Consider the following 25,374-nt stretch of genomic DNA (forward strand, 5'->3'; position numbering starts at 1 on the left):
CCTCCAGGGCCGTCCGCGACGGACGGTAGGATGGTCGGATCATGGCGCAATTCGGTTCACTCTCCGATCGGCTCACCGAGACCTTCCGCAACCTGCGGAGCAAGGGACGGCTGACCCCGTCCGACGTGGACGGCACCGTCCGCGAGATCCGGCGGGCACTGCTCGACGCGGACGTCGCACTCGAGGTCGTGAAGTCCTTCACCGCCTCGGTGCGTGAACGGGCACTCTCGGACGAGGTCAACAAGGCGCTGAACCCGGCGCAGCAGGTCGTCCAGATCGTCAACGAAGAGCTCGTCGGCATCCTCGGCGGGCAGCAGCGACGCCTCGAGTTCGCGAAGCGGCCGCCGACGGTCATCATGCTCGCAGGCCTACAGGGCGCCGGCAAGACGACGCTGGCGGGCAAGCTCGGCAAGTGGCTCAAGAAGGACGGCCACACCCCGATGCTCGTCGCGGCGGACCTCCAGCGTCCGAACGCGGTGCAGCAGCTGCAGGTCGTCGGCGAGCAGGCCGGCGTGCACGTCTTCGCCCCGGAGCCCGGCAACGGCGTCGGTGACCCGGTCAAGGTCGCGAAGAACGCCATCAAGGCCGCGGTCGACCAGCAGTACGACACCGTGATCGTGGACACCGCCGGCCGCCTGGGTGTGGACGCCGAGCTGATGAAGCAGGCCGCGAACATCCGCAAGGCCGTCGACCCGGACGAGGTCCTCTTCGTCATCGACGCGATGATCGGTCAGGACGCCGTCACGACCGCCCGTGCCTTCCAGGAGGGCGTCGACTTCACCGGCGTCGTCCTGTCCAAGCTCGACGGTGACGCCCGCGGTGGCGCGGCCCTGTCGGTCGCCTCGATCACCGGACGCCCGATCATGTTCGCGTCGACCGGTGAGGGGCTCGACGACTTCGAGCCGTTCCACCCGGACCGCATGGCGAGCCGCATCCTCGACCTCGGCGACATCCTGTCGCTCATCGAGCAGGCACAGGGTGCCTTCGACGAGGACGAGGCCCGCAAGGTCGCCGAGAAGATCGCGACCGACAACTTCACCCTGAACGACTTCCTGCAGCAGATGCAGCAGCTCCGGAAGGCCGGGTCCATCAAGGGCATGCTCGGCATGCTCCCCGGCGCGAAGGGCATGCGGGAAGCGCTCGACAACTTCGACGAGCGCGAGATCGTCCGCACCGAGGCGATCATCCAGTCGATGACGCCGCAGGAGCGCGAACTGCCCAAGCTGCTCAACGGCTCCCGCCGCCTGCGTATCGCCCGGGGTGCGGGCTCGACGGTGACCGAGGTCAACGCCCTGGTCAACCGGTTCGAGCAGGCCGCGAAGATGATGAAGACCGTCGCCCGCGGCGGTGTCCCGCAGATGCCGGGCATGGGCCCGATCCCGGGCATGCACGGCGGCAAGAAGCAGCAGCCGCAGGGCAAGAAGAAGAAGGTCGGCAACCCGGCGAAGCGCGCGGCGCTCGCTTCCGGTGCCGCTCCGGCTCCGCAACAGGCGCCGAAGGGTGCGGGCCTCGGGCTCGGCATGGGGTCCGGGAAGAACGGCGGCGCGCCGTCCGAGGAAGAACTCGCGTCGTTGCAGAAGTTCCTCGGTCGCTGACCGTGTGTCACTGACTGTTCGTCGCTGAGAACGGGAGGCCCGGTACCAGCTGGTACCGGGCCTCCCGTTCGTCACGTGGTCGCGTCGCGACCCTCCCCTGTGGGGCGCGTGCTCAGAGCGAGTCGCGGAGCTCGCCGACCAGGTGCTGCACGACCGCGCGGAGGTCGCCGCCGTTCTCCTGCGCGACCGCGAGCTGCCGCTGGTACGAGGCGCCCCGTTCGATCATCGTGTCGAGGTGGTGCAGTTCCTCCTGGCAACCGAGTCGTTCCGCGACCGGGTCGAGGCGCGACACCAGGTCGTGCACCTCGTCCGTGACCAGTCGCTCGTCCCCGGCGACGTTCGTGATGATCTCGGCGTCCATGCCGTACCGGGCGGCTCGCCACTTGTTCTCGCGGACGAACCACGGCTGCATCGCCTGCAGGGTCTCGCCGGCGTCGATCCGGTCCGAGCTCTCGGTGACCAGGCACTGCACGAGCGCGGTGACCGCACCCACCTCGTGCAGGGTCGAGATGCCGTCGGACACGCGGTTCTCGATCGTGCCCCAGCCCGGCGAGGGGCGGATGTCCCAGCGCAGGTCCTTCACGCCGTCGATGACGCCGGTGTGCACGAGGTCGCCGACGACCTCCTCGAAGTTCGCCCACGCACCGAGCTGCGGCGGGAGCCCACCGGTCGGCAGCTGCTGGAACATCAGGGCCCGGTTCGAGGCGTAGCCCGTGTCGGTGCCCGCCCAGAACGGGCTCGAGGCCGTGAAGGCCTGCAGGTGTGGGACGTAGCCGAGCATCGCGTTCATGATCGGGACGGCCTTGTCACGGTCGTCGATGCCGACGTGCACGTGCACGCCCCAGATGAGCATCTGCCGGCCCCACCAGCGGGTGCGGTCGATGAGGGTCGTGTAGTGCTCGCTGTCGGGCGTGATCTCCTGCTGGTCCCACTGTGCGAACGGGTGCGTGCCGGAGCACATCACCTGCGCGTCGAGGGGCTCGGCGGCGTCGATGACCTCGCCGATGATGCCGGAGAGCTCGCGGGTGGCACCGCCGACGGTGTCGTGGACCCCGGTGACGACCTCGACCGTGTTGGTGAGCAGTTCCTCCGTCACCCGTTCCGGATCGTCCAGGCGCTCCCGGACGGCGGCGAGCACCGCCGGGGCCCGGGGCGTGAGGTCACCCGTCGCGCGGTCGACGAGGGGCAGCTCCCACTCGACGCCGATCGTCGACGGAGCGGATTCGGAGAACCGGATGTCCATGGGGCCATCCTGCCCGTCCGTCCCACCGGAACGACGGAGAGTCCGGCGTGTCCGCTCTGCCGCCGAGCGGGCACGTTCGCCTAGTGTTCGTTGCGTGACCGCTGTCGTTCCGCCCGTTGCCGACGTGCCCGCCGAGCTCCGAACCGTGGCCTCGCCCTGGACGCTCGGCCCCCTGCACCTGTCGAACCGGGTGGTGATGGGGTCGATGCACACCGGGCTCGAGGTCCTGGACGACGGCGGTGTCGCGATGGCCGAGTTCTACCGGGAGCGCGCTGCCGGCGGTGTCGCGTGCATCATCACCGGCGGCATCGCGGTGAGCGACGAGGCCCGCGGCGGCCCGGACTTCGCGGTGTTCGGTGTCGGGGGTGCCGACGAACGGTTCCGCCGCGCGGTCGCCGCGGTGCACGACGAGGGCGGTACGGTCCTGGCGCAGCTGTTCCACGCGGGCCGGTACGCACTCGTCGGGGGACTGACCGACCGCGACGGCCGCCCGCAGCGGGCCGTGGCCCCCTCGGCGCTGCCCTGGGCGGCCGCGCGTGGCGTGCTGCCCGAGGAACTCACCGCCGACGAGGTCCGCCGGACGATCGAGGACTTCGCCACGGCGGCCCGCACGGCCGCGGCGATCGGCTTCGACGGTGTCGAGATCATGGCGTCCGAGGGGTACCTCGTGAACCAGTTCCAGTCGCCGCTGACGAACCTGCGCGACGACGAGTGGGGCGGGAGCCCCGAGCGCCGCCGTCGCTTCGCGATCGAGGTCGTCCGCGCCGTCCGTGCCGCCGTCCCCGAGCTGGCCGTCACGATCCGGCTCTCCGGCGCCGACCTGATGCCCGGGTCCTCCACGGACGCGGACGTCGACGCCCTGGTGCGCGAACTGCTGCCGCTCGGCCTCGACGCGATCTCGGTCGGCATCGGCTGGCACGAGTCCCGGACCCCGACGATCCAGGCGTCCGTGCCACACGGCGCGTGGATCGAGCAGGCGAGCCGGATCGCCGACGTGGTCCGGGCCTCCGACCACCCGGACGTGCGCGTGATCGCGTCGAACCGGATGACGGACCTGCGCGACGGCGAAGCGGTCCTCGCCGACGGCCGGATCGACGCGGTGGCGCTGGCACGACCGTTCCTGGCGGACGCGGAGCTCATCGAGCGCTCCCTGGCCGGCCGCTTCGACCTGGTGAACACGTGCATCGGCTGCAACCAGGCGTGCCTCGACCGGTCCGTCGTCGGCGCGCCGGTGTCGTGCCTGGTGAACCCGCGTGCCGCCCGCGAGGTGCGGTTCCCGCTCCGGCCGACGGCGGCCCCGAAACGCGTGGACGTCGTCGGCGGGGGACCGGCCGGTCTCGCCGCAGCGGTCGACGCCGCCCGACGTGGGCACGACGTCCGGCTCTGGGAGGCCTCGGACGTGCTCGGCGGGCAGTTCGGCCTCGCCGCCGAGATCCCCGGGAAGGAGGACTACGCCGGCCCCGTGCAGGCAGCCCGCGCGGAACTCGCGGAGCGCGGTGCGACCGTGCACCTGGGTCGTGCCGCCACCCTCGCCGACCTCCGTGACAGCGACGCCGTGGTGCTCGCGTCCGGGGTGACCCCGCGCGTGGTCGACGTCCCCGGGGTGGACCTGCCGCACGTGCTCACCTACGAGCAGGCCCTCCGCGACGGTGTGCCCGACGGCACGGTGGCGGTCATCGGCGGCGGCGGGATCGGCGTCGACACCGCCGCGTTCCTCACCGAGTCCCCGGACGAGGCTGTGCGTGCCACCGAGTTCGGCGAGCGGTGGCAGGTGCCGGTGTCCGACGAGCTCGTCGGGGACCTGCCGCAGCGCCAGCCGACCGCGGCGCGCACGGTCCGGCCCGGGCACCAGGTCACGGTCCTCCGCCGGTCGGGCAAGTTCGGGCAGGGGATCGGCCTCACCTCGCGGTGGGTCGCGCTCGGCCGGCTCCGGGACGCCGGGGTCCGGATGATCGGCGGGGTGCAGGAGTACCTGCGGATCGAGCCGGGTCGCCTCTGGATCCGCGACGAGTCCGGGGACGAGGTCGCCGTGCCGGCCGACGTCGTCGTGGTCTGTGCCGGACAGGAGGCGCGGGACGAGTTGACCACGGGCCTCCAGTCCGCAGACGTGCCGTATGCGGTCGTCGGCGGCGCCCGGGACGCCCGCAGTGTCGACGCCGTCCGGGCGACGAGCGAGGCCCTGGAGGCCGTCCGACGCCTGGCACCGTAGGGCGCCGCCGACGCGCCGCGGGACGTGGCTCGCTTCCCGCTCCGGAATCTGCAAGAATGAACGGTCGAATCGTGTCCGCTCGACCCTCTATCCAGCGGATCGCGATCTCATCGAGCTTCTACCGTGTGTGCCCCCACGCCCGCGGTTCCGGTTCAACCACAACACGTACGCAACAGGAGTCATTGTGGCTGTCAAGATCCGTCTCAAGCGCCTCGGCAAGATCCGAGCGCCTTACTACCGCATCGTCGTCGCCGACTCGCGCACCAAGCGCGATGGTCGTGTCATCGAGGAGATCGGCAAGTACCACCCCACCGAGGAGCCCTCGTTCATCGAGGTGCAGTCTGAGCGTGCGCAGTACTGGCTCAGCGTCGGTGCGCAGCCGACCGAGCAGGTCGCCGCACTCCTCAAGCTGACCGGTGACTGGGCCAAGTTCAAGGGCGAGAAGGACACCGCGTCCAAGGTCCAGGTCCGCGAGCCGAAGCCGGCCTTCACGGTCGACAGCTCCAAGAAGGCCGTCCTCAAGCCCAAGTCGGAGAAGACGGCCCCCGCCGCTCCGGCCGCAGCCGAGACCGCCGACGAGACGACCGAGGCGTAGTCCTTGCTCGAATCCGCGCTGACGCACCTCGTCAAGGGGATCGTCGATCACCCTGACGACGTGCGCGTCGCCAGCTCCACCTCCCCGCGGGGCGAGGTCCTCGAGGTGCGTGTGCACCCCGAGGACCTCGGCCGCGTGATCGGTCGCGCCGGTCGCACCGCGAAGGCGCTCCGCACGCTCGTCACGGCCCTGGCCGACGGCAAGCGCGTGCGGGTCGACGTGGTGGACAGCGATTCCTAGGGAGACGACCCAGCTCCGGGTGGGTCGCATCACGAAGGCGCACGGGCTCAAGGGCGGCATCAAGCTCGAGCTCTACACCGACGACCCGGATCGTCGGTTCACGCCAGGAGCGGTCTTCACGCTCCAGGTCCCCGACGACTCTCCCTGGTCGGGGAAGACCATCGCGCTCGACGAGCTGCGCTGGTACAACTCCCACCCGGTCGCCTTCTTCGAGGGCATCGCCGACCGGAGCGCCGCCGAGACCCTCGCACGCGCCATCCTCTGGGTCGAACAGGACACCGAGGAAGAGACCGGCGAGGACGACGCCTGGTACGACCACCAGCTGGTCGGCCTGACGGTGCTCCGCGACGGTGTGCAGGTCGGCACCGTCGCCCGGGTCGACCACATGCCGGCCCAGGACCTGCTCGCGGTCGACACCGAGTCCCGCGGCGAGGTCCTCGTGCCGTTCGTCGCGGCGATCGTCCCCTCGGTCGACCTGGAGGCCGGCACCGTCACGGTGACGCCGCCGACGGGGCTGTTCGAGGACCCCGAGGACATGAGCCGTCCCGAGACGGTCACGCCGGCTCCCGACGCGTCGGCTGACGAGTCGTCGGCCCCCGATTCGTCGGCTGCAGAGTCGTCGGCTCCCGAGTCGTCGGCACCCGACGCGTCGGCTCGCGACTCCGAGGACTGATCCGTGCGGATCGACATCGTCACGATCTTCCCGGAGTTCTTCGGGGTGCTCGACGTTTCCCTGCTCGGCAAGGCACGGCAGGGCGGGCTGCTCGACCTGCACGTGCACGACCTGCGCTCGTGGACGACCGACCGCCACCGCACCGTCGACGACACCCCGTACGGCGGCGGCGCCGGCATGGTCATGAAGCCCGAACCGTGGGCCGAGGCGCTGTCCTCGATCCTGCGGTCCGACGGCTCGTCGACCCTCGTCGTCCCGACGCCCGCGGGCACCCCCTTCCGGCAGACCATCGCCCGCTCGCTCGCCGAGCACGAGCACCTCGTCTTCGCCTGCGGGCGGTACGAGGGCATCGACGCCCGGGTGTTCGAGTGGGCGGCCACCCGGAGCACGGTCGTCGAGCTCTCGCTCGGCGACTACGTCCTGAACGGCGGCGAGGTCGCGGCCATGGCCATGATCGAAGCCGTCGGCCGTCTGGTCCCCGGTGTGGTCGGCAACCCCGAGTCCCTCGTCGAGGAGTCCCACGAGGACGGCCTGCTCGAGTACCCCTCGTACACGAAGCCGGCCTCCTGGCGTGGCCTCGACGTGCCGGACGTCCTGCTCAGTGGGCACCACGGGCGGATCGCCGGCTGGCGGCACGAGCAGCAGGTCGAGCGGACGCGCCGCGTCCGGCCGGACCTGCTGCCGGACTGAGCGGGTCGCGGACCCGCCACTGACGTCACGGGAGGCCCGTCACCAGCTGGTGACGGGCCTCCCGTCCGTCGTGTGGCCGGCCGGGCCGGTGTCAGGCGCCGCGCTGTTCCCGGCGGAGGGTGAGGACCTCCGGGCCCTGCTCGGTCACCGCGACCGTGTGCTCGACGTGCGCCGCGCGCGAGCCGTCGACGCTGCGGAGGGTCCACCCGTCCTGGTCCTGGTAGAGCTCGTCCGTGCCCTGCATGAGCCACGGCTCGATCGCGACGACCAGTCCGGGGCGGAGCTTCAGGCCGCGGCCGGGGCGCCCGTCGTTCGGGACGTGCGGGTCGCCGTGCATCGTGTGTCCGACGCCGTGTCCGCCGAACTGCAGGTTCACGTCGTAGCCGGCGCCACGGGCGACCGAGCCGATCGCGGCCGAGACGTCACCGAGCTTGTTGCCGGGGGCCGCCTGGGCGATGCCCGCGGCCAGGCACTGCTCGACGGTCGCGATGAGGCGCTGGTCCTCGTCGCGCGGGGTGCCGACCTGGACCGTGACGGCGGAGTCCGCCACCCAGCCGTCGACGCTCGCGGCGAAGTCCAGGCTGACCAGGTCGCCGTCCTGCAGGACGAGGTCGTACGGCAGGCCGTGCAGCGCGGCGTCGTTCACCGAGGTGCAGAGGTTCTTGCCGAAGGGGGACTTGCCGAACGACGGGTGGTAGTCGACGTAGCAGCTCTCCGCCCCGCGCTCGGCGATCATGCGTGCGGCGACGCGGTCGAGGTCGAGCAGGTTCACGCCGACGTCGACGGTCTCGAGTAGGGCGTCCAGGACGTCAGCGACGAAACGGCCGGCGACACGCAGTCCGTCGAGTTCGGCGGGGGTGCGGAGTTCGATCATGGGACCATCCTGCCGGTTGGCTGCAGTGCACTTGTTGTGGCATGATGATCGATCGTGCCCTGGCTGGACTCTGCCACGGGGGAGTCGCCGACACCGGGCACGTCTCGTTCTTTCCGAATTCGATCCGCGGCGACCCGTGTGCGTCCGCAGGAAGTGACACCATCATGCAGCTCCTCGACCACGTGACCGCCGGTGCCCTGCGCACCGACCACCCTGACTTCCGCCCCGGAGACACCGTCAAGGTCCACGTCAACATCGTCGAAGGCACGCGCTCGCGTATCCAGGTCTTCCAGGGTGTCGTCATCGGCCGCCAGGGCCACGGCATCGGCGAGACCTTCACGGTCCGCAAGGTGAGCTTCCAGGTCGGTGTCGAGCGCATGTTCCCCGTGCACTCCCCGATCATCGACCACGTCGAGATCGTCACCCGCGGTGACGTCCGTCGCGCGAAGCTCTACTACCTCCGCGAACTCCGCGGCAAGGCAGCCCGTCGCAAGATCAAGGAGAAGCGCGACAACTGATCGTCTTCACAGGGAGCGCCGGGAAGCCGGTTCCTCTGCGAGCCCCTCGTCCATGTACGGTTGTGCATCGGCGGGGGGCTCGTCCGTTCCTGGAGCCCGTCGCCACCGGGGCAGGAGCATCTCGGAAGCACTTCCGGGAACAGGTCGACGAGAGCGGAAATGACGGACACGACAGAGGGTGAAGCCCGTCGGCCACGAACGGCGAAGAAGCCGCGCAACGGGGTCCTGACGTTCCTGCGCGACCTCGTCATCATCTTCATCGCGGCGCTGCTGGTGTCGTTCCTGGTGAAGACGTTCCTGATCCGCTCGTTCTACATCCCGTCCGAGTCGATGCAGAACACCCTGCAGGTGAACGACCGCGTCATCGTCAACGAACTCGTCCCCGGCGCCGTCAAGCTCAAGCGCGGCGACGTCGTGGTCTTCAAGGACCCGGGCGGGTGGCTCACCGGTGAGACCCTGCCGAACGTCCAGCCGACGACGCCAATCGGCAAGGCCGCGGACTGGCTGCTCACCCAGGTCGGTCTCGGCACCGGCGACAGCGACGACCACCTGATCAAGCGCGTGATCGGCCTGCCGGGCGACAAGGTGAGCTGCTGCAACGACCTCGGACAGATGTCGGTCAACGGGGTCCCGCTGACCGAGCCGTACCTGAAGCTGCCCGCGGGTGACACCCGTGCGTCGCAGACACCGTTCTCCGTCACCGTGCCGAAGGGCACCATCTGGGTGATGGGCGACAACCGCGACAACTCACGCGACTCCCGCTACAACGGTGACACCCCGTCGAAGGGCTTCGTGCCGCTGTCCGACGTCACCGGTCGGGCCTTCGTGATCTCATGGCCGACCAACCGCTGGACCTGGCTCGACGACCACCCCGAGGTCTTCGCCGGGGTGGAGCAGCGGGACAAGTGACCCCGGTCCGGCCCTCACTGCGGCTCGAGAAGTCGCTGCTCGCCGCCGGGCGGGTCACCGTGATCGGCGTCGACGAGGTCGGCCGTGGCGCGATCGCCGGCCCGGTCGGGGTCGGCGTCGCCGCCGTCACCCTCGACGTCCGTCGGGTGCCGCCGGGCCTGGCCGACTCGAAGCTCCTGACCCAGGCGCGGCGGGAGGCCCTGGTCCCCGTCGTGACGCGCTGGGCGCGCACCGCGGTGGGGATGGCGTCGGCGCAGGTCGTCGACGAACAGGGCATCGTCGCCGCGCTCGGACTGGCCGGGGCCCGGGCGATCGGGGCACTCGTGCAGGACGGCGTGTCACTCGAGGGTGCCGTGGTGGTGCTCGACGGGTCGTTCGACTGGCTCACCCGCGCGCTGCCGGCCGAACAACGGCCGCTCGACGTCCAGGTGCGGGTGAAGGCCGACCGGGACTGCGCGTCGGTCGCAGCGGCCTCGGTCGTCGCCAAGGTCGCTCGTGACGACCTGATGATCGCCGCCCACGACGACGCGCCGCACTACGCATGGGCGTCGAACAAGGGCTACGGGTCGACCGCGCACTACGACGCGATCCGCACGGTCGGACCGCACGAGCTGCACCGGAAGACCTGGCTGCACGCGGCGTCGAGTGTCGCCCTGGACGGGTTCGACGAGCTGGACACCGTCGGCGGGTGAGTGCGGACCTGCGCGGTTCGCACTTGTTCTCCGCGGTTCTCCGCGGTAGGACGGTCAGGAGGCCGTGGTCGCTCTGGAGTGTCGGCCGCTCTAGACTGAGCGGGCCATGGATGACGAAGAATTCGACGACTACGACCGCGAGGTCGAACTGGCCCTGTACCGCGAGTACCGCGACGTCGTGGGGCAGTTCCGGTACGTGGTCGAGACCGAGCGGCGGTTCTACCTGGCGAACGAGGTCGAACTCGTACGCCGGGACACCGAGCACGACTTCTACTTCGAATTGACGATGAACGACGTGTGGGTCTGGGACGTCTACCGTTCCGACCGCTTCGTGAAGTCGGTCCGGGTGCTCACGTTCAAGGACGTGAACGTCGAAGAACTCACCGCGCGTGAACTCGAACTGCCGAAGGAACTCGCGCTCGACGAATGAGGCGCGCCGGGCAATTCGACCGTTCCGCATTGTGCTGCGATACTCTGAGTTGCAATAACGACTCTGAAGGAGTGCACGATGGCGCAGAAGGTCACTGTCCAGCTCGTCGACGATCTCGACGATTCGCCGATCGCCGCTGGCGATGGCCGAACGGTCGAGTTCGCGTTCGACGGTTCGTCGTACGAGATCGACCTGTCGAACGACAACGTCGACAAGTTCCGGGACGCGATCTCGGACTACATCGCCGCGGCGCGCAAGACCGCCGGTCGTCGCACCGGTTCGACGGGCAAGAGCCCGTCCGCCCCGAAGCGGGGGAACTCCGAGGAACTCGGGAAGATCCGCGAGTGGGCCAAGGAGAACGGGTACGAGGTCTCTTCCCGCGGCCGTATCTCCACGCAGGTGCAGGAAGCGTACGCAGCCGCACACTGAGCATCCGACCGGCGCATCAGCGCTGATCACGGCACGAGCCGGACATTCCGTGAGGAATTGTCCGGCTTTTGTCATGTGCGGCAACATTTCCGGCGCTTTCCTGCACAGGACGGTCGTTCTGCCTGGTTGTCCCCAGATTGCGGGTACCGGCCCGGTCGTTTCGCTCGGTGATTCATCGTTGCTCCATGACGAATCGTGCAGACCGACCGGACGTCGGCGGCGCTCTTCCCCGACGTGATCCGCGCCGGACGACGGGCAATGTCGGAGAAGACCACGCGGTGGAATGGCTCGAGCGGCACGGCTTCTCGATCATCGACCGGAACTGGCGATGCGTGCGCGGCGAAGTCGACATCGTCGCGCGGGACGGTGACACGATCGTCTTCATCGAGGTGAAGACCCGCACCGGGCAGACGACCGGACATCCGCTCGAAGCGGTGACGCCCCGGAAGCTCGCACGCATCCGGCAACTCGTCCCCGCCTGGTTCCACGCACACCGCGACCAGACGGCGCGTGCGATCCGGATCGACTGCATCGCGGTGACGATGATCGCGGACCACGTGGCGATCGAGCACGTCGAGGCGCTCGGATGAGCGACATCGGACGGACCTCGGCGGTCGCGCTGGTCGGCGTGCAGGGCAGCCTCGTCGAGGTGGAGGCGCACCTGACCAGCCAGCTGCCTGCGTTCAGCATCATCGGGCTGCCGGACACCTCGCTCGGCGAAGCCCGTGAACGGGTCCGGTCCGCGGCGGCGATGGCGGACTGTCCGCTGCCGGCGCGCCGGATCACGGTGAACCTCACCCCGGCGAGTGTGCCGAAGCGCGGCTCCGGCTTCGACCTGGCGATCGCGATGGCCGTGCTCGCCGCTGCCGGCACTGCGCCCGGGGCCGACCGCGGGGTCGTCTACGTCGGGGAACTCGGACTGGACGGGCGGGTCCGACCGGTACCGGGGATCATTCCCGTGGTCCTGGCGGCGCGGGCCGCCGGGATCGGACGGGTCGTGCTGCCGGTGGGCAACCTCACCGAAGCGCGGGCGGTCCCGGGCATCGCACTCACCGCCGTGGACTCGCTCCGCTCCGCCGCGATCGACGCGGGGGCCGACCTCCCCGCGGGCTTCGCCGATCCGGTCCTGCCGCCGCCCGTGCCCGACGACACCCTGCCGTCGCTGGAGCTGGCGGACGTCGTCGGCAACGCGATCGGGGTGCGTGCGGTCATCGCCGCGGCGGCCGGCGGGCACCACGTGCTGCTGCTCGGACCACCGGGCGCCGGCAAGACGATGCTCGCCGAACGCCTGCCCGCACTGCTGCCGGACCTCGACCCGGACGCCGCGCTCGAGGTCGCGGCCGTCCGCTCCGTCGCCGGCCACGGGGAACGCTCGTGGACGCTCCGACCGCCGTGGGAGGCACCGCACCACTCCGCCTCCGCCGCGGCACTGATCGGCGGCGGGACCGGGCAACTCCGACCGGGAGCGGTGTCACGGGCGACGCGCGGGGTGCTGTTCCTCGACGAGGCGACCGAGTTCCCGCGGGTGGTGCTCGACGCACTCCGGCAGCCCCTCGAAGCCGGGCGCATCACGGTCCACCGGGCCGGGGGATCAGCGGAGTTCCCGGCACGCTGTCAGCTCGTGCTGGCGGCGAACCCGTGCCCGTGCGGCAACGCCGGGTCGACCGGAGGCGCGGGGTGCTCGTGCGTGCCGAGCGCGGTCCGGCGGTACCTCGGTCGGCTGTCCGGGCCGCTGCTCGACCGCATCGACATCCGGGTCGCCGTCCCGCGGGTGACGACCGGCATGCTCCGGGCCGACAGCGGTGCGACGCCGACCACCGCTGCGGCCCGTCGGACGGTGCTCGAGGCCCGGCAGCGGATGAGCACTCGCCTGCGGGGGACCGGGTGGAGCCGGAACGCCGAGGTGACCGGTTCGTGGTTGCGCGAGGAAGGACGCGCGGCCGACGGCGCGACGGACCTGCTCGACCGGGGCCTCGACCTCGGGACACTGACAATGCGGGGGTGGGACCGGGTGATGCGACTGGCGTGGACGATGGCCGACCTCGACGGTGACGACCGACCGGAGCGGCAGCACGTCGAACGGGCGCTGGCGTTGCGGACCGCGCTGTGAGCGGCACCGGAGCCGGGTGGTCGCCGTCGGACCGCGACGCTGTCCTCGGCCGGCTGCGGGACCCGGCGGTGTGTCCGACCGGCGGTGACGAGCACGACGAGGTCCTGGCGCGGGTGGCGTGGTCGACGGTCGTCGAGCCCGGGGACTCGGATGCGGGACAGCTGGTCGCACGCCTGGGAGCAGGGCGGTCGATCCGGGCCGTGCTCGATGCCCTCGACGCCGGACCGCTCGAGGTGGCGGAGATGCTGGTCGGTGCGGGTGCGGGTGCGGGTGCGGGTGCGGGTGCGGGTGCCCGGGGTTCGACGGGCTCCGCTGTTCGTTCCTGTGACGAGGACGAGATCCGGGAGCGGCTGGTGGAGTCCGCCGCCACGGCACTCGTCCCGGCACTCGCGCGGTGGCGGCCCCGGCTGCTCCGGCTCGACGTCGACGCCGTGCTGTCGGCAGCGTCAGCGGTCGGGTGCGCCCTCGTCGTGCCCGGCGACCAGGACTGGCCCGCGGGGATCGACGACCTCGGCCCACACGCGCCGCTGGTCCTCTGGCGACGCGGAGCACCGTGCACCGCCGGACGTCCGGCCGTCGCGGTCGTCGGTTCGCGGGCGAACACGGTCCTCGGTGCCGAGGCCGCCGCAGAGATCACCTCCGCCGCCGCCGATGCCGGCTGTGTCGTCGTCTCCGGGGGAGCACACGGCATCGACGCCGTCGCGCACCGGGTCGCGATGGCCGCCGCCGCTCCGACGGTCGCCGTGCTCGCCGGCGGGGTCGACCAGCTCTACCCGGCCGCGAACACCGCGATGCTGCACGCTGTGGCCGAGCACGGCGCCCTGCTCGCCGAGTGTCCACCGGGGACCCGACCGTCGCGGTGGCGGTTCCTCGCCCGGAACCGGCTGATCGCGGCCCTCGCGACCACGACCGTCATCGTCGAGGCCGGAGCCCGGTCCGGGGCACTCAACACCGCGAACCACGCCGGTCAGCTGGGACGGACGGTGTTCGCCGTCCCGGGGCCGTACTCGTCGTCGGCGTCGGTCGGCTGTCACCGGTTGATCGCGGACCGGCGGGCGGAGATCGTGGTGCAACCGCGCGACCCGGCCGAGACGGCAGTGCGACTGTGGGCGGGGGAGCGGATCGTCGCCGGGGCCGAGGTCCCGATCGCCGGCGCGCGGACCGACCCCGAGGTGCTCCGTGTCGTCGACGCCCTGGCCGCGCGGCGCCCGACCCCGCTCGACGAGGTCGCCCGGCGGTCCGGGCTCTCACTCGCCGACACCACCGATGCCCTGGCGCTGGCGGAACTGCAGGGGCTGGTCCGGACCGGCCCCGGGGGATGGACGACCACGTGAGCCGTACCCTGGCGTCATGCACGACACCGAGGACGACCAGCAGCACGCGGGTGGGACGCTCGCGGCCGTCGTCCGGGTGTTCCTCGACCACTGTCGGCTCGGCCGCGGCCTCAGCGAACAGACCGTCCGGGCCTACCGTGCCGACCTCGAGGACCTCGTGGCGTTCGCCGCCGAGCGGCAGGTCCTCACGGCCGCGGGACTCACGCTCGAGGTGCTCCGCGACTGGCTCTGGGCCGCGACCGAACGCGGTCTCGCCCGGTCGACCATCGCGCGCCGGAGTGCGTCGGTCCGGGCCTTCACACGGTGGGCGAGCGAGACCGGTGTGCTGGCCGTCGACCCGGGGGTGCGTCTCCGCGCTCCGAAGGGCGCCGCCCACCTGCCCCGCGTCGTAGCGCAGGACCAGGTGCGGTCGATGCTCGACGGGCTCGCCGTCCGCGCCGCCGGCGACGATCCGGCGGCGCTCCGCGACCGGGCGGTGGTCGAGCTGCTGTACGCCGCCGGCATCCGGGTGAGCGAACTCGTCGGACTCGACCTCGGCGACGTCGACCGGAGCCGCCTGACCGTCCGCGTCCTCGGCAAGGGCGGCAAGGAGCGGGTGGTGCCGTTCGGCGTTCCGGCACACGACGCCCTCGAGGCGTGGCTCGACCGTGGTCGGCCGGCGCTCGCCGCAGCGGTTGCAGCTGGGGGACCGGCAGACAACGGCGCTGTCGCTGCCGCGCGTCCCGCCGGTGCAGCCCTGTTCCTCGGCGACCGCGGTGCCCGACTCGGCACCCGCAGCGCGTACCGCATCGTCGCCCGGCTGCTCGAGGCCCTGCCCGGCGAGGGTCCGAGCGGCCCGCACACCTTCCGACACACCGCGGCGACGCACCTGCTCGACGGGGGAGCGGACCTCCGGGCGGTCCAGGAGCTGCTCGGGCACGCGAGCCTCGGCACGACGCAGATCTACACGCACGTCTCCTCAGCACGCCTCCGCGAGGTCTACCGCACCGCCCACCCTCGCGCCTGAGACTCCGGCAGCAGCACCGGCCAGGCGGGTCTCGACAGGAGCGGCAACGGATCCACGTACCGGCCGTCGACCCGGGCGCCGAGGTGCACGCACGGCTCCGCCACCGGACAGTGACCGCTGCCGACCGTCCCGACCGGGTCGCCTCGTCGGACGAGCGTGCCCGCCGACACCGACGGCAGGACCGGATCGAGGGTGCTCACCAACCCGCCGCCGTGGTCGATCGTCACGACCGGACGGCCCCCGACCTGCCCGGCGAACGCGACGGTGCCGTCCGCCGGAGCCGTCACCGGCGTCCCGGGGCCGGCGGGCACGTCGAGCCCGCGGTGTCCCGGCCCGTAGTCGGTCGCCGGTGCCTGCCACGGCCGGAGAACGACGTGGGACGACGTCGGCCACGACCACCGCGCCGGTGCCTCGGTGTCCGCCAGCCAGGCGTGAGCGGAAGTTGCGCCCGGCAGCGCGCCGGACACCGCCAGCACGGAACCCGACAGCGCGGTCGTCGGCAGCGCGCGAACCGGCAGCGCGTGCCCTGGCACCGCGCGAACCGGTAGCGCCACGACCGGCAGCATCACGACCATCGCGAGCACCAGCCTCGCCCGGGCCGACACACGCCACGCCAGCACGCGAGCCCGTCGCGAACCGCGCCACGTCGATCCGCCCCACGTCCCTCCGCCCTGCATCCACCGGCTCCGCATCCACCCGCGCCCGGTCCACCCGCGCCACTTCCACCCGTTCCGCATCCCGTCCTCCTGGGCCCACGTTCCCGGGTGCGACGCGGCCGCGGGGCGGGCCGGAGCCGACCTGTGGGCGGTTCCCCGGGCCTCCCGTCCGGTGCAGGACAGGACGATCTGGACCACACCTGATGTGCTGACCAGCCGCAGAAGGGGTACTGTCGGGGCCGCTCCGGACACCGCAACGCCGCTCGGACGGCGATCCAGCCGACCGCCGGGGCACCGTGCACCACCCGGCACGGCGGCGGGAATCCAGGAGCATCGTGTCGAACACGACCACCGGACACGGCGAAGACCGTGCGTTCAAGGGGAAGGTCACACTGTTCGCCATCGCGGCGGCAGTCGGTGGCTTCCTCTTCGGTTTCGACTCGTCCGTCATCAACGGCGCCGTCGAGGCCATCAAGGGCGAGTTCGACCTGTCCGAGGGCGCCAGCGGCTTCGCGGTCGCCTCGGCCCTCATCGGCTGTGCGTTCGGCGCCTACTTCGCCGGTCGTCTCGCGGACCGTTGGGGTCGCACCCGGGTGATGTTCTGGGCCGCCGTGCTGTTCTTCGTCTCGTCGATCGGTTCCGGCTTCGCGTTCGCCACGTGGGACTTCGTCCTCTGGCGTCTCATCGGTGGTCTCGGCATCGGCACCGCGTCGGTCATCGCTCCCGCGTACATCTCCGAGGTCTCCCCGAAGGCGATCCGTGGGCGGCTGGCCTCGTTCCAGCAGCTCGCGATCACGCTCGGTATCTTCGCCGCGCTGCTCTCCGACCAGTTCTTCGCCGTCACCGCGGGCAGCGCCTCGGCCGAGGTCGCCGGGCTGCCGGCCTGGCGCTGGATGTTCCTGGTCGGTGTGATCCCGTCGATCGTCTACGGCATCCTCGCGATCACCCTGCCGGAGTCCCCGCGCTACCTGCTCACGAAGGGCCGGAAGGACGACGCCCGCGACGTCATGACGAAGATCGTGCCGCGTGACACCGTGAACACGAGCCTGGAGGAGATCCAGGACGGCATCACCAAGGAAGCCAACGAGAAGAAGGGCTCGATCCGCGGCGACCGCTTCGGTCTGCAGCCCATCGTCTGGGTCGGCATCATCCTCGCCGTGCTGCAGCAGTTCGTCGGCATCAACGTGATCTTCTACTACTCGACCACCCTCTGGCAGGCCGTCGGGTTCAAGGAGAACGACTCGTTCCTCATCTCGACGATCACCTCGGTGGTCAACGTCGCGGTCACGTTCATCGCGATCTTCCTGGTGGACAAGGTCGGCCGCAAGCCGCTCCTGGTCGCCGGTTCCGCGGGCATGTTCGTCTCGTTGGCGATGGTCGCGATCGCGTTCTCGCAGTCCGTGATGGTCGACGGTGAGCCGAGCCTGCCGGGTGCCTGGGGCATCATCGCGCTGATCTTCGCGAACCTCTTCGTCGTGTCGTTCGGCGCCACGTGGGGTCCGCTCATGTGGGTGCTCCTCGGCGAGATGTTCCCGAACCGCATCCGCGCCACCGCGCTCGGCATCGGGTCGGCAGCCAACTGGATCGCCAACTTCATCGTCACGATCTCGTTCCCGGTGCTGTCTGGCTTCAACCTCACGGTCACGTACGGCATCTACGCCCTGTTCGCGTTGATCTCGTTCTTCTTCGTCATCGCGAAGATCCCCGAGACCAAGGGCCGCTCCCTCGAGGAGATGGGCATCAGCGCCGACGGGGAGACCAGCGCTGCCAAGGCCTAGTCACCTCCGCAGTACCGGACGGGAGGCCCGGATCACCATCGCCGATCGGCGCACGTGATCCGGGCCTCTCTTCTGTTAGCATTTCTCCAGCAGCGCGCCGAGCGCGCTGACTTCGCGTGTCCACGCAGCACACACGGTCATCGGTCCCGCTCTCGCGAGCGGGCGGCTGTGTGTCAGGGCACCAGGGACCACGACCTCCGGTCGTGGTCGACACAACCGCACCAGGTGCACGGCCATGCCGTGCGCCGAGAACACAGAAGGAGGACGGCACATGGCCGTCGTCACCATCCGCCAGCTGCTCGACAGCGGCGTCCACTTCGGACACCAGACCCGTCGGTGGAACCCGAAGGTGAAGCGCTTCATCCTCGCCGAGCGCTCGGGCATCCACATCATCGACCTGCAGCAGTCGCTGGCCTTCATCGACCGCGCGTACGACTTCGTCAAGGAGACGGTCGCACACGGTGGCACGATCCTCTTCGTGGGCACCAAGAAGCAGGCTCAGGGCTCCATCGCCGAGCAGGCAACCCGCGTCGGCCAGCCGTACGTCAACCAGCGTTGGCTCGGCGGTCTGCTCACGAACTTCCAGACGGTCTCCAAGCGCCTCGCGCGCATGAAGGAGCTCGAGGAGATCGACTTCGACGACACGACGAAGGGCTTCACCAAGAAGGAGCTCCTCATCAAGAAGCGCGAGCTGGACAAGCTCCACAAGACCCTCGGTGGTATCCGCAACCTCACGCGGACCCCGAGCGCGCTCTGGATCGTCGACACCAAGAAGGAGCACCTCGCCGTCGACGAGGCGCAGAAGCTCGGGATCCCGATCATCGGCATCCTCGACACCAACTGCGACCCGGACGAGATCACGTACCCGATCCCGGGCAACGACGACGCGATCCGCTCCGTCGGCCTCCTGACCCGCATCGTCGCCGACGCCGCGGCCGAGGGCCTGAAGACCCGCCACAACGGCGGCAACGACGACGAGGCCACCGAGCCGCTCGCCGAGTGGGAGCAGGAGCTCCTCGGTGGCGACAGCGCGAACCCGGCCGCCGACGCCGCTCCGGAGGGCGCGACCGTCCAGGAGAACGACGCCGACGCGCAGGTCGCCGCGAAGGAGATCGGCGAGCCGATCGCCGACGCCGACAAGAACGCCGAGCCGACCGCTGAGGCCGAGAAGGCCGCGGAGACCACTCCCGCCGAGTGATCACCAGGGGCGCCGGACCGGCATCGGTCCGGCGCCCCTGCCTCGCTCCCCACTCTCCACACACGCACAGTCCAGAAAGGACGCCTGTCAATGGCAAACTTCACCGCACAGGACGTGAAGAAGCTCCGCGAGGACCTCGGGGCCGGCATGATGGACGCGAAGAACGCGCTCGTCGAGGCTGACGGCGACTACGACAAGGCCGTCGAGCTGCTCCGCATCAAGGGCGCGAAGGCCGTCGCCAAGCGCGACGACCGCGCGACCTCCGAGGGTGTCGTCGTCGCCACCGCCGACAACGGCGCCGCGACCGTCGTCGAGCTCGCCAGCGAGACCGACTTCGTCGCCAAGAACGAGAAGTTCACGACCCTGGCCGACAAGGTGCTCGGTGCGGTCGCCGCAGCCGGTGCCACCGACGTCGCCTCCGCGAACGCCGCGCCGCTCGACGGCAAGACGGTGCTCGAGGTCATCAACGAGAACGCCGCCGCACTCGGCGAGAAGCTCGAGGTCCGCACGGTCCGCCGTGTCGAGGGCTCGGCCTTCGAGATCTACCTGCACAAGACCAGCCAGGACCTGCCGCCGCAGATCGCCGTCGTCGTCGCCTACAAGGGTGACAACGCCGCCGAGGCTCGTTCGATCGCGCAGCACGTCGCGTTCGCGAACCCGTCGTACCTGACGCGCGACGAGGTCCCGACCGAGGCCATCGAGAAGGAGCGTGCGACCGTCGAGGCGATCACGCGCGAAGAGGGCAAGCCGGAGGCTGCACTCCCGAAGATCGTCGAAGGCCGCGTCAACGCCTTCATCAAGGGCATCTCGCTCCTCGACCAGGACTACGCGAAGGACAACAAGATCTCCGTCGCGAAGGCCGCCGAGAACGCCGGCATCACGATCCAGGGCTTCGCCCGCGTCAAGGTCGGCGCGTAACGAACCCATGACGGGGCCAGGAACCAACCGGTTCCTGGCCCCGTTGTCGTGCGCCCCCGCGCACCGAGTACATTTCCACGAGACCACGACGAAGGGTGCCCCGACATGACCGACGAGAAGACCGGACGCCGACGAGTCCTGCTGAAGCTCTCGGGAGAGGCGTTCGGCGCCGGTTCCCTGGGCGTCAACCCGGACGTCATCGGCACCATCGCCAAGCAGATCGCCGCAGCCGCCCACGAGGTCGAGGTCGCGATCGTCGTCGGCGGTGGCAACTTCTTCCGCGGCGCCGAGCTCTCGCAGCGCGGCATGGACCGCGGACGCGCCGACTACATGGGCATGCTCGGGACGGTCATGAACGCGCTCGCGCTGCAGGACTTCCTGGAGCAGGCCGGCGCCGCCACCCGTGTGCAGTCGGCGATCAGCATGACCCAGGTCGCCGAGCCGTACATCCCGCGGCGTGCCGAGCGCCACCTCGAGAAGGGCCGCGTCGTCATCTTCGGCGCGGGTGCCGGCCTGCCGTACTTCTCGACGGACACCGTCGCGGCGCAGCGGGCGCTCGAGATCGGTGCCGACGAGGTCCTCGTCGCCAAGAACGGCGTCGACGGCGTCTACTCCGCGGACCCGAAGAAGGACCCGACCGCCGAGAAGCTGCACCACGTGACGTACCAGGACGCACTGCTCAAGGGCCTCAAGGTCGTCGACGCGACCGCGTTCTCGCTCTGCATGGACAACGGCATGCCGATGCACGTCTTCGGCATGGAGGGCGAGGGCAACGTCCGCGCCGCCATCCAGGGTGAGCGCATCGGCACCGTGGTCAGCAACTGACCGGCGCCTCGTCGCCGACTGACTAGACTCGACCCGTACCGAAGGAGAACCACCGTGATCAGTGACGTCATGACCGATGCGACCGAGAAGATGGCCAAGGCCGTCGACGTGGCGAAGGACGACTTCGGCACCGTGCGCACCGGCCGCATCAACGCCGCCCTCTTCCAGAAGATCCCGGTCGAGTACTACGGTTCGCCGACCCCCCTCGCGCAGCTCGCGTCCCTGCAGACGCCGGAAGCCCGCACGCTGATCGTGACGCCGTACGACAAGACGGCGCTCAAGGAGATCGAGCGGGCCATCGCGACCTTCCCGAACCTCGGGGCCAGCCCGACCAACGACGGCGAGATCGTCCGCGTGACGATCCCCGAGCTGTCGGCCGAGCGCCGCAAGGAGTTCGTGAAGATCGTCAAGAGCAAGGGCGAAGACCACAAGGTGGTCCTGCGCAACATCCGCCGCAAGGCGAAGGACGACCTCGACGCGCTGAAGGGCGAGGTGTCCGACGACGACATCGCCCGCAGCGACAAGGAGCTCGACGCGCTCACCAAGAAGCACGTCGACCAGATCGACGAGGCGCTGAAGAAGAAGGAAGCCGAACTCCTCGAGGTCTGATGCGCCGTCCCGACCAGGGCGACGACCGCCCCACATCTGATGACCGCCGCATGTCGGGGTTCCGACAGGACTTCGATGCGCGGGCGAGGGCGGCCCGGAACGACTTCGAGGCGCAGATCCGGCAGCGCCGAGCAGAGTTCGGTGCCCGGAACGAAGCACTGACCGCACGGACGGGTCGCAACCTGCCGGCGGCCATCGCGATCGCCCTGGCGTTCGCGGTGGTCATGCTCGGCTCGCTGCTGCTGTACACGCCGTCGTTCATGATCGTGGCGGCGTTCCTGCTCGGGCTCGGCGTGTACGAGCTCGCGAGTGCGATGCGCTTCGCCGGCCGTGACGTCCCCCGGATCCCGAGCGTCGCGGTCGCGATCGCCACGGTGCCGGCCGCGTTCCTCGGTGGACAGATCTGGGCGCTGTTCACGTTGCTCGGTGGCGTCATGTTCATCTCGCTCTGGCGCCTGGTCGAGGTCGCCGTGTCGCGAACGAAGCCACCGGCCTCGAGCGTGGCGCGCGACCTGACGAACGGGTTGTTCGTCCAGGCCTACGTCACCCTGCTCGGTGCCTGTGTGGTGCTCCTGTCGGCACAGCCGCAGGGGCAGCTGTGGGTCGTCGGGTTCATCCTCGTCGTCGTCGCGGTCGACACCGGTGCCTACGCCACCGGGATCAACCTCGGGAAGCACCCGATGGCGCCGAAGATCAGCCCGAAGAAGACCTGGGAGGGCTTCGGGGGCTCGGTCGGCGCGAGCATCATCGTCGGCATCCTCGTCACCTGGCTGATGCTCGGTCTGCCCTGGTGGACCGGGATCATCCTCGGCGTGCTCATCTCCGGGTCGGCGACGCTCGGGGACCTCACGGAGTCGATGATCAAACGCGACCTCGGCATCAAGGACATCTCGTCGTTCCTGCCCGGGCACGGCGGACTGCTCGACCGCATCGACAGCATCCTGCCGTCGGCCGCGATCGCCTACCTGATGTACCTCGTCGTCAACCACTGAGCTCGGCCGGCCGGTCGGGCCCGTGTGACCAGGCGCCGGGCACTCAGGTGCCGAGTCCGCGCGTCCAGGTGGCGCACTGGTCGGAGCCTGGCACAATGGCGCCGTGCCATCGACGTTCCCGACTGCCCCCCGCTCGGTCCTCGGCTACGACTCCGACGAGGTCGATCGATTCCTCGAGGACGCTCGTCGCGCCTACACCGCGAACGACAGCGCCCCGGGGATCGAGGCCGCCAAGATCCGCGCGACCGCGTTCTCGATGAAGAAGGGCGGCTACTCCACGGTGCACGTGGACGCCGCGCTCGAGCGTCTCGAGGACGCCTTCGCCGCCCGCGAGCGCGAGCGCGAGATCGCCGACGTCGGCCAGAAGGCCTGGTACGCGGAGGCCCGTGGCAAGGCCTCGGACGTCGTCGCGCGACTCGGTCGTCCCGACGCGCAGCGGTTCCAGCGCGTCAGTTTCCTGACGACCGGGTACCACCCGAAGGACGTCGACGCGTTCTCCCGTCGGCTGCACGGGTACTTCAAGGACGGCAAGCCGCTCAGCCTCACCGAGGTGCGCTCGGTGGTGTTCCGCCCGAAGCACGGCGGCTACCGCGAAGCGCAAGTGGACGCCCTGCTCGACGCCGTCATCGAGGTCATGCTCGCCGTCCGCTGAGGACCCGTGCCGGGGCCGACCCGGGCCTCCCGTCCGGACGGACCGGACTCACCTGCCCCAGGTGCTTCGCTTTCCGTGATCGTTCCGTTATCCTGGTCAGACTCATGGGCAGGCACACGGCAGACCAGCGATCCGACCGCGCAACCCGCGCACTGGACGATCACCAGATCGTCAGTGAGCGCCGCGCGGCGAAGAACCGAACCGACACGGCGGAGACCACGGTCGTCCGTCCGGTGACTGCACCGCAGGCGGAGCAGCACGCTGCTCCCGTCATCGCGCCGGTGTCTGTCGCCGCGAACCGGGTCTCGGACGCCGCGGTGGCCCGCGCTGCGGTCGCGCCGACGTCGGAGTCGCCGCGCGTCGTTCGCGTCGCCTGCACCCGTGCGCTCGCCCCGGTCAAGCCGACGACCCCGCGGTCGTTCGGCGGCTTCGTGCGGCAGCGCTCGACCATCCCCGTCCTCTCGTTCTTCGCCGTCTCGGCGTTCGTCGGCGGGTCGCTCTTCAACCCGATGCAGACGGACGCCGCTTCGGCAGCGCCCGTCCTGGCCCCGGCGCCGATCTCGGTGCCGCAGCAGTTCTCGGCCCACGGCACCTACGGCGACTTCGACGCAGCCCGCGACGGCTTCGACGTCACGAAGCCGGCACCGAAGCCCACGCCGACGCCGACCCCCACGGCGACGCCGGACGCCGACGCGACCGACACGGATGCAGCCGCGACGTCCACCGCCGCGCAGCAGCCGGTCGCGAGCACGCCGGTCGCGCCCGTCGCCACGCCGGACCCGGGCAGCGCCCAGGCCATCGGCCAGCAGATGGTCGCCGCCCGCGGCTGGGGCAACGACCAGTACAGCTGCCTCGTCTCCCTGTGGAACAAGGAATCAGGCTGGCGGGTCAACGCCTACAACCCGAGTGGTGCCTACGGCATCCCGCAGTCGCTGCCGGGCAGCAAGATGGCGTCCGCCGGTGCGGACTGGCAGACCAACCCCGCCACGCAGATCACCTGGGGCCTCAACTACATCACGGGTGTCTACGGCACCCCGTGCGGCGCCTGGGCCCACAGCGTCTCGTACAACTGGTACTGATCGGCGTCCGGGGTGCCGCGGAGCAACCGGCCGCGGAACCCACGCGGTCGAGGCCATGACGTCGAGCCGGAGGACTCCGGTTTCGACCGCATGCTCAACGGCTGGCGGCGTACCGAACACCGGCGCGGCCGTGAGTGGTCGGTGCAGCCCATCTCCGCAGCCTCGGCGCAGAAGGAGTACGTCTGCCCCGGTTGCGGACTGACGATCGAACCCGGCGTCGCCCACGTCGTGGTCTGGCGTGCCGACGGCGTCCTCGGCGACGCAGCCGACCTGGCGGCACGCCGTCACTGGCACCACCACTGCTGGAGCATCGCATGACGTCCGAGCCGACCTCCGGCGGGGACAGCGCCGAGATCCGGTCGGGCAGCGTGCTCCCCGCTCGTCGGACCGACATCGAGCTGGTCACCGACGACCATCTGACGCTCGTGGGGGAGCTCGCCGAGCCGCTCGACCGGGTGGCGCGGGGGACCGTCGTGGCGTTGCACCCGCTGCCGACGGCGCAGGGCTTCATGGACTCGCACGTCCTCAAGAAGGCCGCGGCTCGTCTGCCCGCCCTGGCCGACATCGCGGTGCTGCGCTTCAACTTCCGGTCGGTGACCTCACCCCGGGGGACTTCGGAGGGTGTCTTCGGCGACGGGGTGTCCGAGGGGTTCGACCTCCGAGCCGCCGTGCAGGACGTCGTCGACCGGGGACTCCCCACGCCGTGGCTGGTCGGCTGGTCCTTCGGGACGGAGGTCGTCCTGAAACACGCCATCGAGCACGTCGAGGCCGGACACGTGGCCGGCGTGGTGCTCCTGTCGCCGCCACTGCACCGCACGTCGGACGCGGAGCTCGCACGTTGGGCCGCGGTCGACGTGCCGGTTGTCGCCCTCGTCCCCGAGCACGACGACTTCCTGCAGCCCGACCAGGCAGCGCGACGGTTCGCGATCGCGCCGACGATCCGGGTCGTCCCGGTCGCCGGGGCGAAGCACCTCTGGGTGGGGGAGAAGTACGTGCGGATCGTGCTCGACACGATCGCCGATCTCGTCGTGCCGGGCAGCGCGCCGCTGCCGACGCACTGGCCCGCGGCGGCCCCGCGCCCGTAGCGCCAGCCGTCAACCAGCCCCGTCCGGGGACGGGG

28 protein-coding genes are annotated in these 25,374 nt (G+C 70.6%); 25 read left to right on the top strand and 3 right to left on the bottom strand.

Translation table 11 applies throughout. The features are described from left to right. Positions 1 to 41 precede the first annotated feature (41 nt). Positions 42 to 1,595, top strand: coding sequence for a signal recognition particle protein (gene ffh, locus SOM35_RS04475; RefSeq protein WP_111075593.1), 1,554 nt, complete (start codon positions 42 to 44; stop codon positions 1,593 to 1,595). 112 nt (positions 1,596 to 1,707) lie between these two features. Here ffh and SOM35_RS04480 read toward each other — a convergent pair whose 3' ends face one another. Next, on the bottom strand, positions 1,708 to 2,838 hold the full coding sequence (locus SOM35_RS04480) for a glutamate--cysteine ligase (protein ID WP_320514543.1): 1,131 nt from the start codon (positions 2,836 to 2,838) through the stop codon (positions 1,708 to 1,710). A 94-nt stretch (positions 2,839 to 2,932) separates the two neighbouring features. Here SOM35_RS04480 and SOM35_RS04485 point away from each other — a divergent pair, with 94 nt between their 5' ends. From SOM35_RS04485 to trmD, 5 genes are all read left to right on the top strand, one after another. Further along, entirely contained in the window at positions 2,933 to 5,047 is a 2,115-nt protein-coding gene (locus SOM35_RS04485) for an oxidoreductase (RefSeq protein ID WP_320514544.1), read from the top strand. A gap of 184 nt (positions 5,048 to 5,231) precedes the next feature. Continuing rightward, positions 5,232 to 5,642: a 30S ribosomal protein S16 gene (gene rpsP / locus SOM35_RS04490; protein WP_111075590.1), complete on the top strand. Its 411-nt coding sequence runs from the start codon at positions 5,232 to 5,234 to the stop codon at positions 5,640 to 5,642. 3 nt (positions 5,643 to 5,645) lie between these two features. Then, positions 5,646 to 5,882, top strand: coding sequence for an RNA-binding protein (locus SOM35_RS04495; protein WP_111075589.1), 237 nt, complete (start codon positions 5,646 to 5,648; stop codon positions 5,880 to 5,882). A gap of 19 nt (positions 5,883 to 5,901) precedes the next feature. Continuing rightward, complete coding sequence (rimM, locus tag SOM35_RS04500) at positions 5,902 to 6,555, top strand: ribosome maturation factor RimM (RefSeq protein WP_320514545.1); 654 nt, start codon at positions 5,902 to 5,904, stop codon at positions 6,553 to 6,555. A gap of 3 nt (positions 6,556 to 6,558) precedes the next feature. Beyond that, on the top strand, positions 6,559 to 7,245 hold the full coding sequence (gene trmD, locus SOM35_RS04505; protein ID WP_111075587.1) for a tRNA (guanosine(37)-N1)-methyltransferase TrmD: 687 nt from the start codon (positions 6,559 to 6,561) through the stop codon (positions 7,243 to 7,245). A 91-nt stretch (positions 7,246 to 7,336) separates the two neighbouring features. Here trmD and map read toward each other — a convergent pair whose 3' ends face one another. Then, positions 7,337 to 8,119: a type I methionyl aminopeptidase gene (map, locus tag SOM35_RS04510; protein ID WP_320514546.1), complete on the bottom strand. Its 783-nt coding sequence runs from the start codon at positions 8,117 to 8,119 to the stop codon at positions 7,337 to 7,339. A 164-nt stretch (positions 8,120 to 8,283) separates the two neighbouring features. Between map and rplS the strand changes: the two genes are divergently transcribed. From rplS to SOM35_RS04555, 9 genes are all read left to right on the top strand, one after another. After that, the gene (gene rplS, locus SOM35_RS04515; RefSeq protein ID WP_110826147.1) at positions 8,284 to 8,637 is read left to right on the top strand and encodes a 50S ribosomal protein L19; all 354 of its coding nucleotides are present in this window, start codon (positions 8,284 to 8,286) and stop codon (positions 8,635 to 8,637) included. Between the two features lie 159 nt (positions 8,638 to 8,796). Next, positions 8,797 to 9,546 (top strand): signal peptidase I, encoded by a 750-nt coding sequence (gene lepB, locus SOM35_RS04520; RefSeq protein WP_221852354.1) that lies wholly within the window; start codon positions 8,797 to 8,799, stop codon positions 9,544 to 9,546. Further along, positions 9,543 to 10,238 (top strand): ribonuclease HII, encoded by a 696-nt coding sequence (locus SOM35_RS04525; RefSeq protein ID WP_320514547.1) that lies wholly within the window; start codon positions 9,543 to 9,545, stop codon positions 10,236 to 10,238. The genes lepB and SOM35_RS04525 overlap by 4 nt, the downstream gene beginning before the upstream one ends. A 106-nt stretch (positions 10,239 to 10,344) precedes the next feature. Further along, the gene (locus SOM35_RS04530; protein WP_110826150.1) at positions 10,345 to 10,668 is read left to right on the top strand and encodes a DUF2469 family protein; all 324 of its coding nucleotides are present in this window, start codon (positions 10,345 to 10,347) and stop codon (positions 10,666 to 10,668) included. Between the two features lie 78 nt (positions 10,669 to 10,746). After that, a complete protein-coding gene (locus SOM35_RS04535) occupies positions 10,747 to 11,097 on the top strand; it encodes a histone-like nucleoid-structuring protein Lsr2 (RefSeq protein ID WP_110902043.1) in 351 nt (116 codons plus the stop codon). A 185-nt stretch (positions 11,098 to 11,282) separates the two neighbouring features. Beyond that, positions 11,283 to 11,687, top strand: a complete 405-nt coding sequence (locus tag SOM35_RS04540; RefSeq protein ID WP_320514548.1) for a YraN family protein — start codon at positions 11,283 to 11,285, stop codon at positions 11,685 to 11,687. Further along, entirely contained in the window at positions 11,684 to 13,207 is a 1,524-nt protein-coding gene (locus tag SOM35_RS04545; protein WP_320514549.1) for a YifB family Mg chelatase-like AAA ATPase, read from the top strand. The genes SOM35_RS04540 and SOM35_RS04545 overlap by 4 nt, the downstream gene beginning before the upstream one ends. Continuing rightward, on the top strand, positions 13,204 to 14,541 hold the full coding sequence (dprA, locus tag SOM35_RS04550; protein ID WP_320514550.1) for a DNA-processing protein DprA: 1,338 nt from the start codon (positions 13,204 to 13,206) through the stop codon (positions 14,539 to 14,541). Before SOM35_RS04545 ends, dprA begins: the two co-directional genes overlap by 4 nt. A 16-nt stretch (positions 14,542 to 14,557) precedes the next feature. Further along, positions 14,558 to 15,547 carry a tyrosine recombinase XerC gene (locus tag SOM35_RS04555; RefSeq protein WP_320514551.1) on the top strand — a complete coding sequence of 330 codons (990 nt, stop codon included), beginning with the start codon at positions 14,558 to 14,560 and terminating at the stop codon, positions 15,545 to 15,547. Here SOM35_RS04555 and SOM35_RS04560 read toward each other — a convergent pair. Then, on the bottom strand, positions 15,520 to 16,167 hold the full coding sequence (locus SOM35_RS04560; RefSeq protein ID WP_320514552.1) for a murein hydrolase activator EnvC family protein: 648 nt from the start codon (positions 16,165 to 16,167) through the stop codon (positions 15,520 to 15,522). The two genes, SOM35_RS04555 and SOM35_RS04560, sit on opposite strands and share 28 nt — an antisense overlap. 371 nt (positions 16,168 to 16,538) lie before the next feature. On the opposite strand from SOM35_RS04560, the gene SOM35_RS04565 reads away from it, so the two are divergent. The 10 genes from SOM35_RS04565 (at position 16,539) to SOM35_RS04610 (ending at position 25,339) form a co-directional block, all read left to right on the top strand. Further along, positions 16,539 to 17,981 carry a sugar porter family MFS transporter gene (locus tag SOM35_RS04565; protein WP_320514553.1) on the top strand — a complete coding sequence of 481 codons (1,443 nt, stop codon included), beginning with the start codon at positions 16,539 to 16,541 and terminating at the stop codon, positions 17,979 to 17,981. A 271-nt stretch (positions 17,982 to 18,252) separates the two neighbouring features. Beyond that, positions 18,253 to 19,179, top strand: coding sequence for a 30S ribosomal protein S2 (gene rpsB / locus SOM35_RS04570; RefSeq protein ID WP_320514554.1), 927 nt, complete (start codon positions 18,253 to 18,255; stop codon positions 19,177 to 19,179). 90 nt (positions 19,180 to 19,269) lie between these two features. Next, positions 19,270 to 20,097, top strand: a complete 828-nt coding sequence (tsf, locus tag SOM35_RS04575; RefSeq protein WP_320514555.1) for a translation elongation factor Ts — start codon at positions 19,270 to 19,272, stop codon at positions 20,095 to 20,097. A 105-nt stretch (positions 20,098 to 20,202) separates the two neighbouring features. Next, positions 20,203 to 20,922: a UMP kinase gene (gene pyrH / locus SOM35_RS04580; protein ID WP_111075577.1), complete on the top strand. Its 720-nt coding sequence runs from the start codon at positions 20,203 to 20,205 to the stop codon at positions 20,920 to 20,922. A gap of 54 nt (positions 20,923 to 20,976) precedes the next feature. Continuing rightward, positions 20,977 to 21,531: a ribosome recycling factor gene (gene frr / locus SOM35_RS04585; protein ID WP_111043857.1), complete on the top strand. Its 555-nt coding sequence runs from the start codon at positions 20,977 to 20,979 to the stop codon at positions 21,529 to 21,531. A 50-nt stretch (positions 21,532 to 21,581) separates the two neighbouring features. Further along, complete coding sequence (locus SOM35_RS04590) at positions 21,582 to 22,523, top strand: phosphatidate cytidylyltransferase (RefSeq protein ID WP_320514556.1); 942 nt, start codon at positions 21,582 to 21,584, stop codon at positions 22,521 to 22,523. A gap of 103 nt (positions 22,524 to 22,626) precedes the next feature. Then, positions 22,627 to 23,175 (top strand): DivIVA domain-containing protein, encoded by a 549-nt coding sequence (locus SOM35_RS04595; RefSeq protein ID WP_111075575.1) that lies wholly within the window; start codon positions 22,627 to 22,629, stop codon positions 23,173 to 23,175. A gap of 233 nt (positions 23,176 to 23,408) precedes the next feature. Further along, positions 23,409 to 24,254, top strand: coding sequence for an aggregation-promoting factor C-terminal-like domain-containing protein (locus tag SOM35_RS04600; protein ID WP_320514557.1), 846 nt, complete (start codon positions 23,409 to 23,411; stop codon positions 24,252 to 24,254). A 12-nt stretch (positions 24,255 to 24,266) separates the two neighbouring features. Beyond that, on the top strand, positions 24,267 to 24,572 hold the full coding sequence (locus SOM35_RS04605) for a hypothetical protein (protein WP_374107141.1): 306 nt from the start codon (positions 24,267 to 24,269) through the stop codon (positions 24,570 to 24,572). Beyond that, on the top strand, positions 24,569 to 25,339 hold the full coding sequence (locus tag SOM35_RS04610; RefSeq protein WP_320514558.1) for an alpha/beta hydrolase: 771 nt from the start codon (positions 24,569 to 24,571) through the stop codon (positions 25,337 to 25,339). Before SOM35_RS04605 ends, SOM35_RS04610 begins: the two co-directional genes overlap by 4 nt. The last annotated feature ends 35 nt before the right edge of the window (positions 25,340 to 25,374 follow it).

The organism is Curtobacterium sp. CFBP9011, assembly GCF_034045095.1.
Taxonomy (GTDB): Bacteria; Actinomycetota; Actinomycetes; order Actinomycetales; family Microbacteriaceae; genus Curtobacterium.

What these genes read in the sequence shown, in the direction of transcription:
- map (WP_320514546.1), bottom strand. Translation starts at nt 8,119, where the DNA reads ATGATCGAACTCCGCACCCCCGCCGAACTCGACGGACTGCGTGTCGCC.
- SOM35_RS04610 (WP_320514558.1), top strand. Translation starts at nt 24,569, where the DNA reads ATGACGTCCGAGCCGACCTCCGGCGGGGACAGCGCCGAGATCCGGTCG.
- ffh (WP_111075593.1), top strand. Translation starts at nt 42, where the DNA reads ATGGCGCAATTCGGTTCACTCTCCGATCGGCTCACCGAGACCTTCCGC.
- rplS (WP_110826147.1), top strand. Translation starts at nt 8,284, where the DNA reads ATGCAGCTCCTCGACCACGTGACCGCCGGTGCCCTGCGCACCGACCAC.
- SOM35_RS04555 (WP_320514551.1), top strand. Translation starts at nt 14,558, where the DNA reads ATGCACGACACCGAGGACGACCAGCAGCACGCGGGTGGGACGCTCGCG.
- pyrH (WP_111075577.1), top strand. Translation starts at nt 20,203, where the DNA reads ATGACCGACGAGAAGACCGGACGCCGACGAGTCCTGCTGAAGCTCTCG.
- SOM35_RS04535 (WP_110902043.1), top strand. Translation starts at nt 10,747, where the DNA reads ATGGCGCAGAAGGTCACTGTCCAGCTCGTCGACGATCTCGACGATTCG.
- SOM35_RS04530 (WP_110826150.1), top strand. Translation starts at nt 10,345, where the DNA reads ATGGATGACGAAGAATTCGACGACTACGACCGCGAGGTCGAACTGGCC.
- tsf (WP_320514555.1), top strand. Translation starts at nt 19,270, where the DNA reads ATGGCAAACTTCACCGCACAGGACGTGAAGAAGCTCCGCGAGGACCTC.
- lepB (WP_221852354.1), top strand. Translation starts at nt 8,797, where the DNA reads ATGACGGACACGACAGAGGGTGAAGCCCGTCGGCCACGAACGGCGAAG.
- SOM35_RS04480 (WP_320514543.1), bottom strand. Translation starts at nt 2,838, where the DNA reads ATGGACATCCGGTTCTCCGAATCCGCTCCGTCGACGATCGGCGTCGAG.
- SOM35_RS04590 (WP_320514556.1), top strand. Translation starts at nt 21,582, where the DNA reads ATGTCGGGGTTCCGACAGGACTTCGATGCGCGGGCGAGGGCGGCCCGG.
- rpsB (WP_320514554.1), top strand. Translation starts at nt 18,253, where the DNA reads ATGGCCGTCGTCACCATCCGCCAGCTGCTCGACAGCGGCGTCCACTTC.
- SOM35_RS04540 (WP_320514548.1), top strand. Translation starts at nt 11,283, where the DNA reads ATGACGAATCGTGCAGACCGACCGGACGTCGGCGGCGCTCTTCCCCGA.
- SOM35_RS04545 (WP_320514549.1), top strand. Translation starts at nt 11,684, where the DNA reads ATGAGCGACATCGGACGGACCTCGGCGGTCGCGCTGGTCGGCGTGCAG.